17 protein-coding genes are annotated in these 16,020 nt (G+C 35.2%); 15 read left to right on the top strand and 2 right to left on the bottom strand.

Going from position 1 to position 16,020, the window contains the following annotated elements; all coding sequences use genetic code 11:
- The first annotated feature begins 10 nt into the window (after nt 1-10).
- From menC to MHB40_RS23005, 7 genes are all read left to right on the top strand, one after another.
- Complete coding sequence (menC, locus tag MHB40_RS23035) at nt 11-1,117, top strand: o-succinylbenzoate synthase (protein ID WP_342533517.1); 1,107 nt, start codon at nt 11-13, stop codon at nt 1,115-1,117.
- Nucleotides 1,118-1,169: 52 nt separating this feature from the next.
- Nucleotides 1,170-2,222 carry a hypothetical protein gene (locus tag MHB40_RS23030; protein ID WP_342533516.1) on the top strand — a complete coding sequence of 351 codons (1,053 nt, stop codon included), beginning with the start codon at nt 1,170-1,172 and terminating at the stop codon, nt 2,220-2,222.
- A gap of 284 nt (nt 2,223-2,506) precedes the next feature.
- The gene (locus MHB40_RS23025; RefSeq protein WP_004231947.1) at nt 2,507-3,457 is read left to right on the top strand and encodes an ABC transporter permease; all 951 of its coding nucleotides are present in this window, start codon (nt 2,507-2,509) and stop codon (nt 3,455-3,457) included.
- A complete protein-coding gene (locus MHB40_RS23020; protein ID WP_342533514.1) occupies nt 3,450-4,403 on the top strand; it encodes an iron chelate uptake ABC transporter family permease subunit in 954 nt (317 codons plus the stop codon). Before MHB40_RS23025 ends, MHB40_RS23020 begins: the two co-directional genes overlap by 8 nt.
- The gene (locus MHB40_RS23015) at nt 4,400-5,161 is read left to right on the top strand and encodes an ABC transporter ATP-binding protein (protein WP_342533513.1); all 762 of its coding nucleotides are present in this window, start codon (nt 4,400-4,402) and stop codon (nt 5,159-5,161) included. The genes MHB40_RS23020 and MHB40_RS23015 overlap by 4 nt, the downstream gene beginning before the upstream one ends.
- Nucleotides 5,162-5,225: 64 nt before the next feature.
- Nucleotides 5,226-6,254, top strand: coding sequence for a siderophore ABC transporter substrate-binding protein (locus tag MHB40_RS23010; protein ID WP_205445938.1), 1,029 nt, complete (start codon nt 5,226-5,228; stop codon nt 6,252-6,254).
- Between the two features lies 1 nt (nt 6,255).
- A complete protein-coding gene (locus MHB40_RS23005; RefSeq protein ID WP_205445937.1) occupies nt 6,256-6,570 on the top strand; it encodes an antibiotic biosynthesis monooxygenase in 315 nt (104 codons plus the stop codon).
- Nucleotides 6,571-7,252: 682 nt separating this feature from the next.
- Here the strand turns inward: MHB40_RS23005 and MHB40_RS23000 are convergent.
- Nucleotides 7,253-7,798 carry a hypothetical protein gene (locus tag MHB40_RS23000; protein WP_342441834.1) on the bottom strand — a complete coding sequence of 182 codons (546 nt, stop codon included), beginning with the start codon at nt 7,796-7,798 and terminating at the stop codon, nt 7,253-7,255.
- A 340-nt stretch (nt 7,799-8,138) separates the two neighbouring features.
- Here MHB40_RS23000 and MHB40_RS22995 point away from each other — a divergent pair, with 340 nt between their 5' ends.
- The 8 genes from MHB40_RS22995 to zupT all read left to right on the top strand — a co-directional run bounded on the left by MHB40_RS22995 (nt 8,139) and on the right by zupT (nt 15,258).
- Nucleotides 8,139-9,041: a polyprenyl synthetase family protein gene (locus tag MHB40_RS22995; protein WP_342533512.1), complete on the top strand. Its 903-nt coding sequence runs from the start codon at nt 8,139-8,141 to the stop codon at nt 9,039-9,041.
- A 12-nt stretch (nt 9,042-9,053) separates the two neighbouring features.
- Entirely contained in the window at nt 9,054-9,212 is a 159-nt protein-coding gene (gene comX, locus MHB40_RS22990; protein ID WP_205445934.1) for a competence pheromone ComX, read from the top strand.
- The gene (locus tag MHB40_RS22985; protein WP_342533511.1) at nt 9,203-11,506 is read left to right on the top strand and encodes an ATP-binding protein; all 2,304 of its coding nucleotides are present in this window, start codon (nt 9,203-9,205) and stop codon (nt 11,504-11,506) included. The genes comX and MHB40_RS22985 overlap by 10 nt, the downstream gene beginning before the upstream one ends.
- Nucleotides 11,490-12,101 carry a response regulator transcription factor gene (locus tag MHB40_RS22980; protein WP_225341057.1) on the top strand — a complete coding sequence of 204 codons (612 nt, stop codon included), beginning with the start codon at nt 11,490-11,492 and terminating at the stop codon, nt 12,099-12,101. Before MHB40_RS22985 ends, MHB40_RS22980 begins: the two co-directional genes overlap by 17 nt.
- Nucleotides 12,102-12,524: 423 nt before the next feature.
- A complete protein-coding gene (locus MHB40_RS22975) occupies nt 12,525-13,424 on the top strand; it encodes a hypothetical protein (RefSeq protein ID WP_342441831.1) in 900 nt (299 codons plus the stop codon).
- 39 nt (nt 13,425-13,463) lie between these two features.
- Nucleotides 13,464-13,595 (top strand): hypothetical protein, encoded by a 132-nt coding sequence (locus MHB40_RS22970; RefSeq protein WP_279381312.1) that lies wholly within the window; start codon nt 13,464-13,466, stop codon nt 13,593-13,595.
- 85 nt (nt 13,596-13,680) lie between these two features.
- On the top strand, nt 13,681-14,289 hold the full coding sequence (locus MHB40_RS22965) for a phosphatase PAP2 family protein (RefSeq protein WP_342441830.1): 609 nt from the start codon (nt 13,681-13,683) through the stop codon (nt 14,287-14,289).
- A gap of 159 nt (nt 14,290-14,448) precedes the next feature.
- On the top strand, nt 14,449-15,258 hold the full coding sequence (gene zupT, locus MHB40_RS22960; RefSeq protein ID WP_205445931.1) for a zinc transporter ZupT: 810 nt from the start codon (nt 14,449-14,451) through the stop codon (nt 15,256-15,258).
- A gap of 57 nt (nt 15,259-15,315) precedes the next feature.
- Here the strand turns inward: zupT and MHB40_RS22955 are convergent, their stop codons facing one another.
- Nucleotides 15,316-16,002, bottom strand: a complete 687-nt coding sequence (locus MHB40_RS22955; protein ID WP_342533510.1) for a 2-hydroxy-3-keto-5-methylthiopentenyl-1-phosphate phosphatase — start codon at nt 16,000-16,002, stop codon at nt 15,316-15,318.
- Nucleotides 16,003-16,020 lie beyond the last annotated feature (18 nt).

Below are 16,020 nucleotides of genomic sequence, written 5' to 3'. Positions count from 1 at the left end.
AGTGAATATTGTGAGATTAGAAAAGATTACATTAAGGCACTTGAAAATGCCTATGAAAGCACCATTTACAACGAGCTTTGGCACAGTTGATGAAAAGGAATTATTATTAATAGAAGCAAAAGATGAATCAGGGATTACGGGATGGGGAGAAACGGTTGCTTTTGTAGCACCTTGGTATACAGAAGAGACATTAAAGACAACATGGCATATGCTGCAAGATTTTTTGATACCCATCTTGTTACATAAAGAGATCGGGCATCCAGATGAGGTGACTTCCTTATTTGCGTCTATTCGTCGAAACTGCATGGCGAAAGCTTCAATTGAAGGTGCTGTATGGGATATTTATGCCCAACAAACGAAGCAATCACTTGCACAGGCATTAGGCGGTCAAAAACAACGTATTGAAGTGGGAGTCAGCGTGGGAATTCAACCCTCTATCACTCAGTTAATAGCTTTAATAAAAGGTCATATTGAAAAAGGCTATAAAAGAGTGAAAATAAAAATAAAGCCTGGAGAGGATGTCGAGGTAGTACGAGCAATTCGCGCGGAACTGCCAAATTTACCTTTGATGGTAGATGCGAACTCTGCTTATACATTAGACGATATAGAAATACTACAGCAGCTTGATGACTTTGATTTATTAATGATTGAACAACCACTAGCTACTGATGATATTGTCGATCATGCAGCATTGCAGAAAAAGTTAAAAACGCCTATTTGTTTAGATGAAAGCATCACATCCTATGAGGATGCCAGACGAGCAATTGAACTTGGAAGCTGTGGTGTCATAAACATTAAGATTGGACGAGTAGGTGGTTTAACGGAAGCGAAACGAATCCATGACCTATGTAAAGCAAACGATATTCCAGTTTGGTGTGGTGGTATGTTAGAGGCAGGAATTGGACGAGCACATAATATTGCCTTAACATCTCTTAGTCACTTTATTTTACCCGGCGATACAGCAGGATCTAGTCATTATTGGTATGAGGACGTAATTGATCCTGAAGTAAAAGTCAAAGATGGCTATATTGAGGTACCCCAGTCAGTCGGTATTGGTTATACGCCTAATATGGCTGTTATTGATAAATTAACGATTAGTAAAGAAATCTATCAATAAAGCATTACTTAGTCAATCATCTGGTATAAAGGAAAAACGAGGAGAGAACTGATTGAAAAAAAGCTTGCAAATCGGTGGTGCCTATGTAGGGATTATCGTTGGAGCAGGATTTGCATCGGGGCAGGAAATTGTCCTCTATTTTACAAGCTATGGCTTTAAAGGAATATATGGTGCACTGTTAGCTATGGTTGGTTTCTCGATTGTTGGAATGTGCATTGCTCAAGTGAGCTCAAGACTTCGCACAGCCTCCCATAAGGATTTGATTTATCAAATTTCAGGGAATACTATTGGCTTTGTATTGGATTTAGTCCTATCTCTTTTTTTATTTGGTGTAGCCGTAATTATGTTTGCTGGTGCTGGTGCAACATTTCAGCAAATGTTTGGATTTCCTATCTGGCTAGGGAGTATTTGCATGATCTTGCTTACAATAGCTACAGTTATGATGGATGTGAAAAGTATCATTAATATCATCGCGCTTGCCACTCCCTATCTACTAACAATTGTGTCCATCATCGCTATCTATGCTATAGCTACGATGGACCTTACCTTTGTAGAGCAGGCTGTTATTGCTCAACAGGCTCAAATAAGTGAGAAAAGCTGGTGGGTGACGGCTTTACTATATATGTCATTCAATGTAGGGGTTAGTTTTTCTTTATTAACGGTGATGTGTGGATCTATACGTAATCATAGGGTAGCTGGAATGGGTGGTATAATTGGTGGAATTTTGTTAGGGGCTTTAATTTTACTTGTGAATTTCTCTCTTCTAGCAAAAATGAATATCGTTGTTGGACTAGACATTCCGATGTTAGCATTAGCTAATGAAATTCATCCAATTGTTGGGCTATTAATGACTATTTCTCTTTTGGGAATGATTTATAATACGGCGGTAGGGATGCTATATTCCTTCATGGTTAGGTTTTTCGAACCCAATAGAGCAAGCTTTAGGGTTGCAGTCATATTTATAGGTGGTCTCGGATTTCTAGCAAGTCTTGTGGGATTCACAACACTAGTAGCTAAACTGTATGCGGTTATGGGCTATGTAGGTTTAGTATTAATCATATTCATTATTTCAGCATGGTTAAGAGGCATTAAGAAAATTATTTAATAAAAAATGGTAATTGAGAGATAGATTTTATTCTCAATTACCTTTTTATTTGGATAAAAAAATTGTAGAAATAGTGAATTATTTCTGTTGAAAAGATGAACGATTATGCTGATATTTCGTTAATTAGGCATATTTTTTAGTTAATCCTCAATAAAGCGAGAATAATTCTCATTTGTAGGTTGACTGAGAATAAAATCATGATTATAATGGAAATCGTGAGTAATGATAATCATTTTCACTAAAAAGTGAGTTACACACAAAAATGAAATCTACCGGGGATTACTATGAAAATAAGATATCTTTTAACAGCAACTGTTGTGCTGTCTATTGTGTCGCTATTTATCGGAGTAGTAGATATTAAGCCTAGCGACCTATTAGACTTCCAATCAGAAGAAGCTAGACTATTTTTAATTAGTCGTGTACCTAGACTTGTTGCAATCTTGCTAGCAGGTGCAGGTATGAGTATTGCTGGTTTAATTATGCAAAGCTTAAGTAGGAATAAATTCGTATCACCAACAACAGCTGGTACATTAGATGCCACACGGTTGGGCGTATTGATTTCAATGATGTTCTTTACGAACGTCACGTATTTCCAAAAAATTTCCTTCGCTTTCATATTTGCTTTAGCCGGCACATTACTATTCATGCAAATATTAAACCGAATTAAGTTTAAAGATGCGATTTTTATACCGCTTATTGGCTTAATGTTTGGGAATATTTTGTCCTCTGTGACAACGTTCTTTGCATACAAGGCAAATATTATCCAGAACATTTCTGCATGGTTACAAGGAGATTTCTCATTAATCATGAAAGGCCGTTATGAACTGTTATACGTAAGTGTACCGATACTCATTTTAGCTTACATTTACGCAAATCGTTTTACAGTAGCTGGGATGGGAGAGGATTTTGCAAAAAACCTTGGTCTATCCTATAAATTTGTGGTCAATTTAGGCTTAGTGTTGGTAGCTCTTATCTCCACGACAGTGGTGTTAACAGTCGGTATCATTCCCTTCCTTGGTTTGATTATTCCGAACATTATTTCACTGTTCAAAGGTGATAATTTGGCGAAAACCTTGCCGCATACAGCCTTACTTGGTATGTCATTCTTATTATTCTGCGATATTTTAGGACGAGTACTGATTTTCCCTTATGAAATACCAATTAGTATGACTGTTGGTGTAATTGGAAGTGCCATCTTCCTATTCATGTTGTTTAGGGGGAGAGCATATGCGTAATCGTACAAAAATGTTCATTTTACTAGGTCTCGCTGTTATAGCAATTGTTCTATATTTGTTTTGGGAATTAAATGGTAATTATCATTATGCTTTTCCACGTCGTGTCATAAAAGTAGTAGCAATGGCATTAACAGGTATAGCTATTGCCTATTCCACAGTAGTTTTCCAAACAATTACACATAATCGTATTTTAACGCCAAGTGTCATGGGTTTAGATGCTTTGTATATGTTAATTCAAACATGCATCTACTTTTTCTTTGGCTCTACATCCATATTAGTTATTAATATCTACTATAATTTTACGCTTGCGATTGGGGCGATGATTCTATTCGCTTTAATTTTTTACCGAGTATTGTTTAAAGAAGGAAAGCGCCCGATTTATTTTTTACTGCTTGTTGGCATGATTGTCGGTACGTTTTTAGGAAGTATTACTACGTTCTTCCAAGTATTAATAGATCCGAATGAGTTTTTAGGCTTACAAAGTAAAATGTTTGCAAGTTTCAATAATGTTAATTCAGATTTAGTTTGGCTAGCAGGCGTTATCATTTTAATAACGTTTTTCTATGGTGCTCGTCATATGAATCAATTAGACGTTATGTCCTTGGGACGAGATACAGCTATAAATTTAGGTGTACCTTACGATAAGTTGGTACTACGTATGTTAATTTTAGCTTCGATCTTGATAGCCGTTTCGACGGCGCTCGTTGGTCCGATCACATTCTTTGGTTTAATCGTTGCAAATTTATCGTATCAGTATTTCAGAACATACAAGCATTCGATCTTAATTACTGGCTCTTGTGTAATGAGTATTGTTGCTTTAGTCGGTGGACAATGGATGGTTGAACGTTTATTTAGTTTCACTACTACACTTAGTGTCATTATTAATTTTGTGGGTGGGGTCTACTTCATCTACTTATTATTAAGAGAAAGTAGGTCAGCAGGATGATACAAGTCAAAGAAATTACGAAGTTTTTTGGAAAAAAACCTGTCGTTCAAGATGTGAGTGTTGATATTGTTTCCGGAAAAATCACATCGTTTATTGGACCGAATGGTGCAGGGAAGTCCACGCTACTTTCGATGGTGAGTCGTTTACTGAATGCAGATACTGGCGAAGTACTACTCGATAAGGCAGATGTACGGAGCTGGAAATCAGATGATTTCGCTAAACGCGTATCGATTTTAAAGCAATCTAACTTTATGAATGTTCGTCTAACGATCCGTGAGCTTGTATCCTTTGGCCGTTTCCCTTACTCAAAAGGGCACTTAAAGCCTGAAGATGAAGAAAAAGTTGACGAAGCTATTCGTTATATGAATTTAGAAGATATGCAACAAAATTATTTAGATGAACTTTCAGGTGGTCAACGTCAGCGTGCTTTTATCGCAATGGTTATTGCACAGGACACTGAATATATCTTACTGGACGAACCATTGAATAATTTAGATATGAAGCATTCTGTACAGATTATGAAGATTTTACGTAAGCTGGTTGATGAGCTAGGCAAAACGGTGGTTATCGTTTTACACGATATTAATTTTGCTTCCGTTTACTCTGACTATATTGTTGCATTAAAAGATGGTCGTGTTGTTAAAAACGGTCCTACAAATGACATTATTAACTCACATGCCTTGAAGGAAATCTATGATATGGATATCCCTGTTCAAGAACAGGATGGCTGTCGAATTTGTATTTATTTTAATTCGTAAAAATAGTTCCAGATGGATAAACCATCTAACTATCAAATAAATTAATTAAAGGAGAAATTTCACAATGAAAAAATGGAAGTTACTTACGGTATTAATGGCAATGATGTTATTAGTATTGGCTGCTTGCGGTTCAAAAGACGAAGCAAAAGAAGAAGATAAAGGTACTTCAACTGACAAACCAGCTGAGGAACAAAATGAAGAATCATCACTTTACCCACTAACAATTCCAGGTAGCACAGTTGAAGGTCGCGATGGTAATAGTACTACATTTGAAGAAATAACACTTGATAAAATGCCAGAAAAAGTTGTCGTTTTTGATAATGGTTTCCTAGATACTTTAGATGCTTTAGGCGTTAATCCTACTGCAGTAGTACAAGATTCATTACCAGCATACTTAAGCAAGTTTAAAGATAGCACTTATGTAAATGCAGGTACATTATTCGAGCCTGATTATGAAAAATTGTCTGAAATTAACCCAGATATTATTTTCATCTCTGGTCGTGCGTCAGCAGCTTATGCTGAATTATCTAAAATTGCTCCTACAGTATACATTGGTGTAGATAATAATAACTTCTTAGAGTCATTCAAAGCTAATACAGAATTAGCAGGTAAAATCTTTGGTAAAGAAAAAGAAGCTGCAGATGCAATGGCTGCCTATGAAGCAAAAGTAGAAGAAGTAAAAGCAAAAGCTACTGCAACAGAAGAAAAAGCATTAATCGTTTTAGGTAGTGAAGGTTCATTATCAGTATTTGGTCCTGGTTCACGTTTCGGTGTGATTCATGATGTGTATGGTGTAAAAGCTGTAGCTGAAGCTAGTGGCTTCAAAATCGAGTCACATGGTGATAATGCAAGCTTTGAATTCGTACGTGAGAAAAACCCAGATATCTTATTCGTTGTTGACCGTGACGCTGTTGTAAATGAAAACGGTGAATCAGGTACAAAAGCTGCAATTGAAAACGAAATCGTAAGTGCAACAAACGCTGTGAAAAACGGTAAAGTATTCTACCTAGATCCAGAAGTTTGGTACCTTTCAGGTGGCGGTTTACAATCAGAAACACAAAAAGCTGAAGATGTGTTAAAGGCGTTTAACTAATATGTTTGTACAAATTAAACGTATTGTTGTGACGGAAGGGAATTCGGATAAGGTTGTGGAACGTTTTGGTGCTAAATCAAACGGTCCTTCATTACTTGAACAACAGCCTGGTTACATTGATAAGCAGGTACTTGTAAAGAAAGTTCGCCGTGGAGATGAAGAAGTGCTAGTGATGGTTCGTTGGGAATCAGAAGAAGCATGGAAAAATTGGGAGAAGAGTCCTGAGCATATTGCCGGCCATAAGGCAAGCGCAGGGAAACCAAAGCCTGATCATATCATTGAAAGCGGACAAGAAGTTTATTATGTAAAAGGTTAATCATCTAAAGGTGTCTCAAGAGATTGAGGCACCTTTTCATATTGTTGAAAAAAGATCATGTCACTAGCAGAAAAAGACCTTTTAGCAAGGTGAGGGTGTGATTTCCGTTCCGCCAGCGTCCTTTCCAGGGGGCGTCCGATGAGCCGCTTCACTCACTTCCGTTCGCTCCAGGGTCTCATCTGTGACGCAAATCCCCTTGGAGTGACGCTGGCTCCACTCCAATCACCCATTCTGCAAAGTGTCTTTACTTTTTTCATAGCAGCATAGCGATTAAATCGCCCATTATCTGTATTCTTAGAGGGGATAAACTCTTATTTTCAATGTGGAGAAGTGATGCGTGACAACACCTCTTCCTAAAGAGTAGTGAACACCTTCACTTTAGCTGAAAACCTTTGCTAAAAGTTAAATATTTATGGGTTGGAGTGGAAGGCTACTTGACTCCCGTGGGATAGCGAGACAGGCGAGCCCCTGCACGGAGCGGGAGCGGAGGAAGCGGCTCGGCGCTCGCCCACAGGAAAGCAAGTAGCCTGCAACGGAAACCATTTTCACCTTTCATAAAAATTCTATTGATGGTTTTGTTTTTCAACACTATGAAAGGTGTCTCAAGAGAGATTGAGACACCTTTTTTATGACACAAAAAGCAGGTCACAATCATTGTGACCTGCTTAGCTAGGTGTATAGGTTAATGTGTAATAGATGGTTTTCTCCATTTACTAAATGTCGAATCCATATTAAAGGATATGGTGTTCTCGTTAATGGACAACCCAGAGATACTTGTATTACACAGCCCATCCATACTATCTGGATTATTGTTATAATTAGATGCATTTGTCGCCATTACTAGCCCTCTAGCATTAATGATTGTGTACTGTGGTGTTACATACACTATAGGGGAATCTATATTTAATCCAAAAGTGAAAGGATTGACTAATGACATACTAGATATGCTTTCGTTTGATATTCTTATAATGCCATACTGCTCAATATAATAATCTCGTTTTTGTTGGAATGTATCCTCAAATCCAGGAATATCACTAATAAAATTTGAAAAAGTTGAAATGTTTTTATACGCAGCTAAGGTTTCTTGATAGGCTTTTAATTCTGATTGAATAATGATTTGTTCAATTCGTCGTTGGTCATTGTTAGGCTGTTTAATTGTAATTTCTTCAGCTGAGACAGAGATATTACATGAAAAAGTAGCCGTAAGTATGAAAACAGTATCATTCAATTTAAGTCACTCCCAGTACAAAAAGATTTCATGTTCATCAATCTATCCTGACTTTAAAAATATGATTTTATTATTAATCTAAGCGTAACATCTGTTAGAACGCCATTTCAATGGTAAGTTTACGCCACTTTAATGGCGGTGCTTGGTTCTCTACCGCCATTTTTTTAGTAATTATTAACAAAAATCTGGCGTGATTTGCATGAATAACGCCATTTTTTGGCGGTCTTTCGCTTTATAAAGGAATTAATGGTATTTAATGTATCATATAATTGTATGACTAGTATTAATTCCCACTAATCTATATAATATCCAGTAATATACTAGATAGGGGAGAGGACTATTGAAGGGTTTAGATGCACACATCAATGAATCATTAGACATCCTTATAGAAAATGAGTTATTACTTGGCTCTGAGCTAAAAACAATGTTAAAAGGCTTTATAGAAGAAAAAACAGCTGTAGGTTTTTCCTTTGGTAAATTGTGTTTTTGGCATTATGAAGCATTTTCAAAAAGCATAAATCAAGATATCTACAAGGTAGCTGCTGCAATTGAACTTCTAATACTATCTTTTGATATTATTGATGATCTGCAGGATAAGGATTCGGACTATAGTTGGAACAAAACTCCTGAATTATCACTAAACGTTGCTTTAGCTATGCTGGTCATGGCATCTAAAACAATAGATGAAACTTCTTTTGAACATAAAAGAGCGGCTATCAAGCTTCTTGAAGAATACGCTTTAAAAAGTATAAACGGGCAACAATTAGACTTACTAAATAATTGCCGTGATGAAGATTCCTATGTACAAATGATTACGTTGAAATCTGGTTCATTAACAGCAATGGGTTGTTTGATTGGTGAAGTACTTGCAAGAGGTGAAATATCTCAAGAAATAGAGGAGTATGGGAAATACATAGGCATCATCCAACAAATTAAAAATGATATACAAAGCTTAAAGGCGTGGGGCCCTAAAAATGATTTGCTAAATAAAAGGTATTCTCTGCCTATTATTTATCTTCTATCACAGAAAAATGATGTTTCAAAATCTGTTTCTAGCTATTATAATAATGATATAGTTACAGATTTGGATAATAATGCAACAGAAGACGAGTTGACAAATGGTGGTGCAATACGTTATGCCATTACGATAAAAAACGTTTACAAGTTTAAAGCATTGAACTATCTTGAAAATGTAGCTATAAATGAGTTAGGTAAAGAATACCTACAAAAATTATTGAGATGAGGAGAGATAAGAATGATTAATGTAATCCAATATTTAGAACAAAATCCAAGCCTAGTTGCACTATTAAAGGAACAAAAAGCCTCATTAGTAGGAGTTTCATCTGTAGAACAAAAAGCAATTTTAGAAGCTTTTAGCGGTGAAATGAATGCAGAAAGTGATATTTGGAACTAAAAAAATTGCGTAGTAAGTTGTTTTGGCCCGCTATAATTCTCTATTTAATTATTGGTTTTTATTTAAATTATGTGAATTATAGCGAGCCTTATATACAGATTGGTGTAGAAGAAGAGAATGACAAATGGGTCATTTCTCAACTTTATTATAAAGACTGGGCAGAGGGACAAAATATTTCTGTTGGTGATGCGATTTTAACTGTAGATAATGAACCCATCAATGAATTAAATCAACTGAAGTATAAATCAAAAATTTTATCTGCTAATGAAATAACAATACTGAAGCCCGATGGAGATCTAATCAATATACATATTAAGCATTTGGATATCCCTCAACAATTTATCTATGTTTTAATCATTCCGGCTTGTTATTATTTACTAACATTATTTGTTGCATTTTATTTACATTTCAAACAAAGGAATACTAAGTTAGCTGATTTACTAATTCTTTTTATGTTAACGGTTTCTTTGGCTTATGTAAGCAGTGGTGTCTCTGGTAGGATGGATACGATTGGCATTATCGTAAATCGAAGTAGTATGCTGTTATGTTTAGTCATACTATTACATTTTTTGAGAAATTATTATTCATTTGTGAAAACAAATTGGGTATTTACAAATAATATCAAGCTCTTTTATATACTACCATTCTTAGCTTTTATATTAGGGTGTGTGGGCACTATTTATCCTGCTTCAAATGATATTCTTTCCAATGTTATATTGGCTATTTTCTTTATTCTCCTTGTGATCATCCTTAGTATTTTATTAATAAGCTATTTTAAATACAGCTCACCTCAGTTGAAAATTTTATTAAATAGTATATTAATACCGTTTCTACCATTTCTTTTTTTATATGCACTCCCTAAAATCCTTTTTCACACGTATATACTTTCATCTGAGATAAGCTCATTATTTTTATTGCTTATACCTTTTAGCTTTATTTTTACACAATTAGCAGAAAGATTATTTGATATTGAGTACCATATTACAAGATTACGTTATTATGTTATATTCTCTTTAATCTTTACTGTATGGTTCACAGTGGGACTATATTTTATTGCAGGTCGTTATTTAACAATGACTGTCATGTCGGGGGTAGCTTTCTTTACATTTTCTTCATTAGTTATACTTTTTTACGTAAAAGAGAAGGTCGATTATCGAAAACGGAAAATATTATTTTCAACAAAGGGCGACTATATTCATCAGCTATATACAGCCGTAGATAAAATTGGGAAAACAATTAAAATCGACGAACTTCTAGAGAAGTTTGCTTACGAGGTTTCCATACATCTTGAGTTAGAGGACGTTTTTGTCTTAACATATAACTATGATAAAAATGAATTCATAACAATTGCTGGAGAAAGTATTGCGATTGATCCTGAAATAATGGAAGAAATCAGATTAGGTGAAATAAGAAAAATTGACAAAGTTTATATAGCATTTCTCCATCAGGATGCACATTTTAAAAGAGCATTAGTGCTAGGGCATAATAATACGATTCATTTAAAAGATGAGGAGCTTTTATGGCTTGAATTGCTCTTATTGTATGTGAATAATTTTATTGAGAATACAAAAATGGTGGAAGAACTGTTAGAGGAACTGAAGCATATGAAGCAAGCTGATGATGGTCAGTTACCATGGCTGAACAAGCTTTTATGGTTAAGGTTTGAAGAAGAAAAATACCAGTTAGCTCAAGAGTTACATGACACGAATTTACAGGAGCAACTACATATAGCCCGTGAGGTGGATGTCCTTGTAAATGCAAAAAATACAACAGATATACAGGACAAGCTTGCAAAAATTCATAAGCAAATGGTTGCATCCTTACATGAATTACGTACTTATTGTGAAAACCTAAAACCTCCGTTACTAGATACACTAGGTTTAAATGCTGCATTAGAAAAGTTAATCCGGAAAGTTCAGGAGAGAGCTAACTTCGTGCTAATTTACACAATTGATCGTCTTTATTTAGAGGATGAACGCATGAATTTAATGATTTATCGTTTGTTCCAAGAACTACTTAATAATGCGTTAAAGCATTCCTATGCAGCATCTGTTGAAATTCATTTAAAAGAAATGAACGATGGTTTCGAAATAATTTATAAAGATGATGGTGTAGGATGTAATGTAGAGGACATTATAGTAACAGAATCGATGGGCATTCAAGGCATGCAGGAGCGTGTAAAAGCGTTTAACGGACAATTTGCGATTGACTCAAATATCAATGAAGGGATGTTTATTAGAATAATGGTGAAAGAAGGGAGTGAAACACTTGATTACGATGCTCATAGTGGATGATCACCCTATAGTGTTAGAGGGAACTAAAAATTTATTTCAAGAGAATGAAGATATTATCATCGATACGGAAAGTGATGCAACTTGTGTCATTCAAAGGATAAAGAATAAACCATACGATATCTATCTGATAGATATCAATATGCCATTAGAGAATGGAATTAACCTAGCCCGTAATATTAAGGCTATTCAGTCAAATGCTTCTGTCATTCTTTATACAGGTGATGATATCACAGATTATTATCCACTCATTTTAGAAAGAAAAATAGAAGGCATTTTAGCTAAAACAGCTTCTAAAGAGCAAATTTTAAGAACAGTCAGGGCCATTGCAAACGGTGAAATTGTTTTACCAAAAAATTTCTTAGATTTTCTGGATGATAAATTTAAACTGCAAGGTGCCAAAGATATACATTTAAATGAAAAGGAAAAGAAAATTTTAAGACTCATTGCAGAGGGCCATACAAATAAAGCCATCGCTATTGAATTGAATATTCCTCAACGAACAACAGAGAGATATTTAACGCAACTCTTTTCTTTGTTAAATGTAGATTCACGAACAGAAGCTGTAAATCTTGCTGAGAGAATGAATTTACTCTAAACAACTTCTATGTTATACTGTTGGTATATTTTTCAATTAATAGGATGCATTTTGGGAATTGAATATCCTATATATTACCTTAGTAAAATAAATCCATATTCCTATACTAAATAGCCTATAAAATATTAGAGACACCGCCAAAAAAGTGGCGGTGTTTTTTTATACCCGCCAAATCACGCCAAAAATTTGTCTGAATCACGCCATAAAATTGGCGTAAACCCGAAGTTGAAATAACGGTATAAGTACTGGTACGCTTAAATTAACAGTGGTTAAGTAGATTTGCTATAGTCAGTAATATACAAATCATTTTATTAAAATAAGCAGCCTGACTATCTATGAATAAAGTAGCGTTAGTAGATTGTAGAATGTTACTAGCTAGTCAATATACTTCACCATAAAACTTTATAAAGGTAGGCGTGTATTGTGAAAGTAGAACTTGAAAATTTGTTTTCCATAGATGAAACTAGTCAAGATCAAGTTATTAACGTTTATAATCGTCATGGTATTGCTATTGGTGCGCCTGAAATGAGAAAAAGAAATTTAAAAACAAAATTTAATCCTATTTTTACATTAAATGAAGATGTAACATACGAGCAGGTAACAGCTTTATATGCGTCGTTAGAACGTGAATTTGGAATCGTTTCGATTGGAGAACGTTTTTATTTTGAATTTTCAGATATAGAGTATGAACGAGCACCATTATTTACTTTAAATTCAACAGGTAATTCACCAGAAATGTTCTTAGAGGATAAGGGGACATTATTTTCTTTGAGTACACATTGTAAGTATTGTGGGCTCATGGATAAAGAGCAGCTATCACCGATAGTTATCGATACTACGCAGATGAAAGATCGTCATTTAGTCCATGTAAATGGTTACTGGGTAGCTTCTGAGGAACTAGTATTACTAATGAAAAGAGAAAAACTAGAAGGCTATGAGCTTTTAGAGGTTATCCATCAAGGACCTATAGAAGATAAACAACCAGCTTATCAAATTATTCCTATACAAATGCTACCTGAGTGTAGTAAGGATAGAGTTAAATTATACTTTGCAACTGAACAACCACCGTGCAGTTGTGGCTTAAATGGAGTCATTAATGGTCCTGATATTTATCATCATGAAGATTTAGAGAACTTAAAAGGTGATGTTTTTTACTCTGCTGATTGTAGTCATGATGGAAGATATTTATATAGGAAGACATTGTTTAGCAAAAGATTTAGAGAAACTATTATAAAATATGGTATTTCTCGTGAGGTTAGAGGAGAAAAGGATGCAAACTTTGGTCCAAAAGATTGGCTATTTGATCCCGTGTTAATCAAGTAGTTAAATTTGGAGCAGTAAAAGAATAAGGGAGTGTTTAGGATGTTTAGAAGAATACTACCTATAGTAGCCATTTTATTTATTGTTGCATTGGCCGTTTCCAATTACTTTAACAAACCAGAAGCAGAAACGATCACTATTTATCAAGAGGTTAAGGGTGTAAACCTTTCTTAAAATGAAGGCCTATATTTCATTCAGAATAGACCTATTTATGTTATGATGTGAAGACCATAGCATGAATGTTTTTTGAGGTGAAAAAATGAAAAAATGGGCATATCCTTTAGCCATTGTAACGTTAATTGTCTTTATCGTATTAAGGGTCACTTATCAAAGTCAATTGATGAATACATTTGATGCAAAGATGGCAGAGATTCTTTTTGGCAATCGATTTATTGAGATCTTTCATTATATAGGGGAGCCAATATTTGTTGTCGCTGTTGCAGTAGTTTTAATGGTGTATTTAGCTTGGAAGGTAAAAAATTATCGAGGGATGCTATTTGTTGTACTAACTTTTGCAGCAGGCAATGTTCTGAATCAATTATTAAAGAAATGGGTGCAACGTCCAAGACCTGAAATTGAGGACCAGCTGACATCCTTTAGCTTTCCATCTGGACATTCGATGACAGGTATTTTGTATTTATTTTCACTTGCTTATATTTTAGCGGAGAATCGTAATAAAAGCCGTAAAATCCTTCTGTGGCTTGGCGCAACGATCTTGATGGTGCTTATTGGTTTATCACGTATTGCTGGAGCTCGACATTTTGCTACAGATGTACTTGCTGGTTGGAGCATCGGCTATACTTGGTTTATCATTTGTGTCATCTGGTACGAACGTCGAAAACGCTTATTTCCATCCAATCATAAATAAAAAGGCAGGTAGTATCTATTTTTTATGAATAGATACTGCTTTTTTACGTTTTATTGAGACATTGTAAAGAATGATATTTGCCTCATAAAAAAGAATTGCGTATAGGAAACTTCTACGTTAAGATGAGTACAATAAGAAAAAGAGCAAAGGAAGAAGGGAATGGACGGAAATGTTTTACTGGCACTAGGACTAACTCTTTTTGCCGGACTTGCAACAGGCGTAGGTAGTTTAATAGCATTTTTTACATCAAGAACAAATACAAAATTTTTATCATTAGCATTAGGTTTTTCAGCAGGGGTAATGATCTATGTATCCCTGGTAGAAATTTTTGTTAAAGCGAAAGATGCTTTAACCAATGCATTAGGTACAACAAATGGCTATTGGATGACAATCCTAGGATTTTTCGGTGGGATGTTATTTATTGCCTTGATCGATAAATTTATTCCAAAGGCTACTAATCCTCATGAAGTAAAGCTAGTTGAGGATGTAAATGCCATCAAACCACAGGTCAATGAAGAACATTTGATGAAGATGGGGGTTTTTACAGCTCTCGCGATTGGCATTCATAATTTTCCAGAGGGTATCGCTACATTTATGTCAGCTATTAATGACCCGAATGTGGGGATTGCTATTGCCATTGCAGTAGCTATTCACAATATTCCAGAAGGCATTGCTGTATCTGTTCCTATTTTCTTTGCGACGGGTAATCGAAAGAAAGCCTTTAAATTATCCTTTTTATCAGGATTAGCAGAGCCTGTCGGTGCATTAGTAGCATTTTTGCTCCTTATGCCATTTTTAACCGATGTCATGTTTGGAATTGTTTTTGCTGGGGTTGCAGGAATAATGGTCTTTATTTCATTAGATGAGTTGTTACCAGCAGCACAAAGATACGATGAAACACATTTATCGATGTATGGTCTAGTAGCAGGAATGGCGGTCATGGCCATTAGCTTAGTGCTATTAGCATAAATAAGTAGGGAAAGGGAGTCATCTTTGTAAAAGTGGCTCCCTTGTCTTTTTTCTACATTAAATTGAAAGAATAGCCTTTTTTGATTCCACTAGTTCTTGAACAATATTTAGACAATCATGAAATGTGGTAAAGGGTCTATATGGAACATGAAGTTCTTCACAGCGTTGGATAAGATGATCTCTAGCAAGAACGATATCGGCCAGTTTAGCGGCCTCGAAATCAGATAGAGAATCACCAATTACGATTTTATAATGATCTTCCTTGGCAACCTTTCGCATAACACTAGGCTTACAGCAGCCGCAACCTTGTGTGCTATATTTAGCACATTCCTCATCACAGCTATTTGGGTAAATCAGTTGTATTTGCTCACCAGAAAAATCTGCTTTATTACAGTAGATGCCTGAAAATGGACCAAATTTTTGAACTAAAGGCTCGATGAAGAAATCGACTCCGCCACTTACAATATAAAATGGAATATTGTTGTTTTGAGCATAGCGAACAAAATCTCCAAAACCCTCACGTATTACTGCCGAATCCATTAGGTATTGAATGACTTCATCTTTTTGTTGACTAGAAAGTAGATGAAACATAGCTGATAGGCCATCTTTAAATGAAATGGTTTGTTCCATCATCGCTTGTGCAATTTTTTCAGATTCCTCTGGTACAAATTCAGTCATAAGTGAAAAGATATTATCTGTTTCTGTTATCGTGCCATCGAAATCACAGAAAATAATGGGTTTCAAAATAGTCCCTCCTTAGAA

This window comes from Lysinibacillus sp. FSL K6-0057 (assembly GCF_038630885.1).
GTDB lineage: Bacteria > Bacillota > Bacilli > Bacillales_A > Planococcaceae > Lysinibacillus > Lysinibacillus fusiformis_F.
The sequence above is the reverse complement of the archived record's forward strand: the minus strand, read 5'-3'. Positions and strand labels throughout refer to the sequence as shown.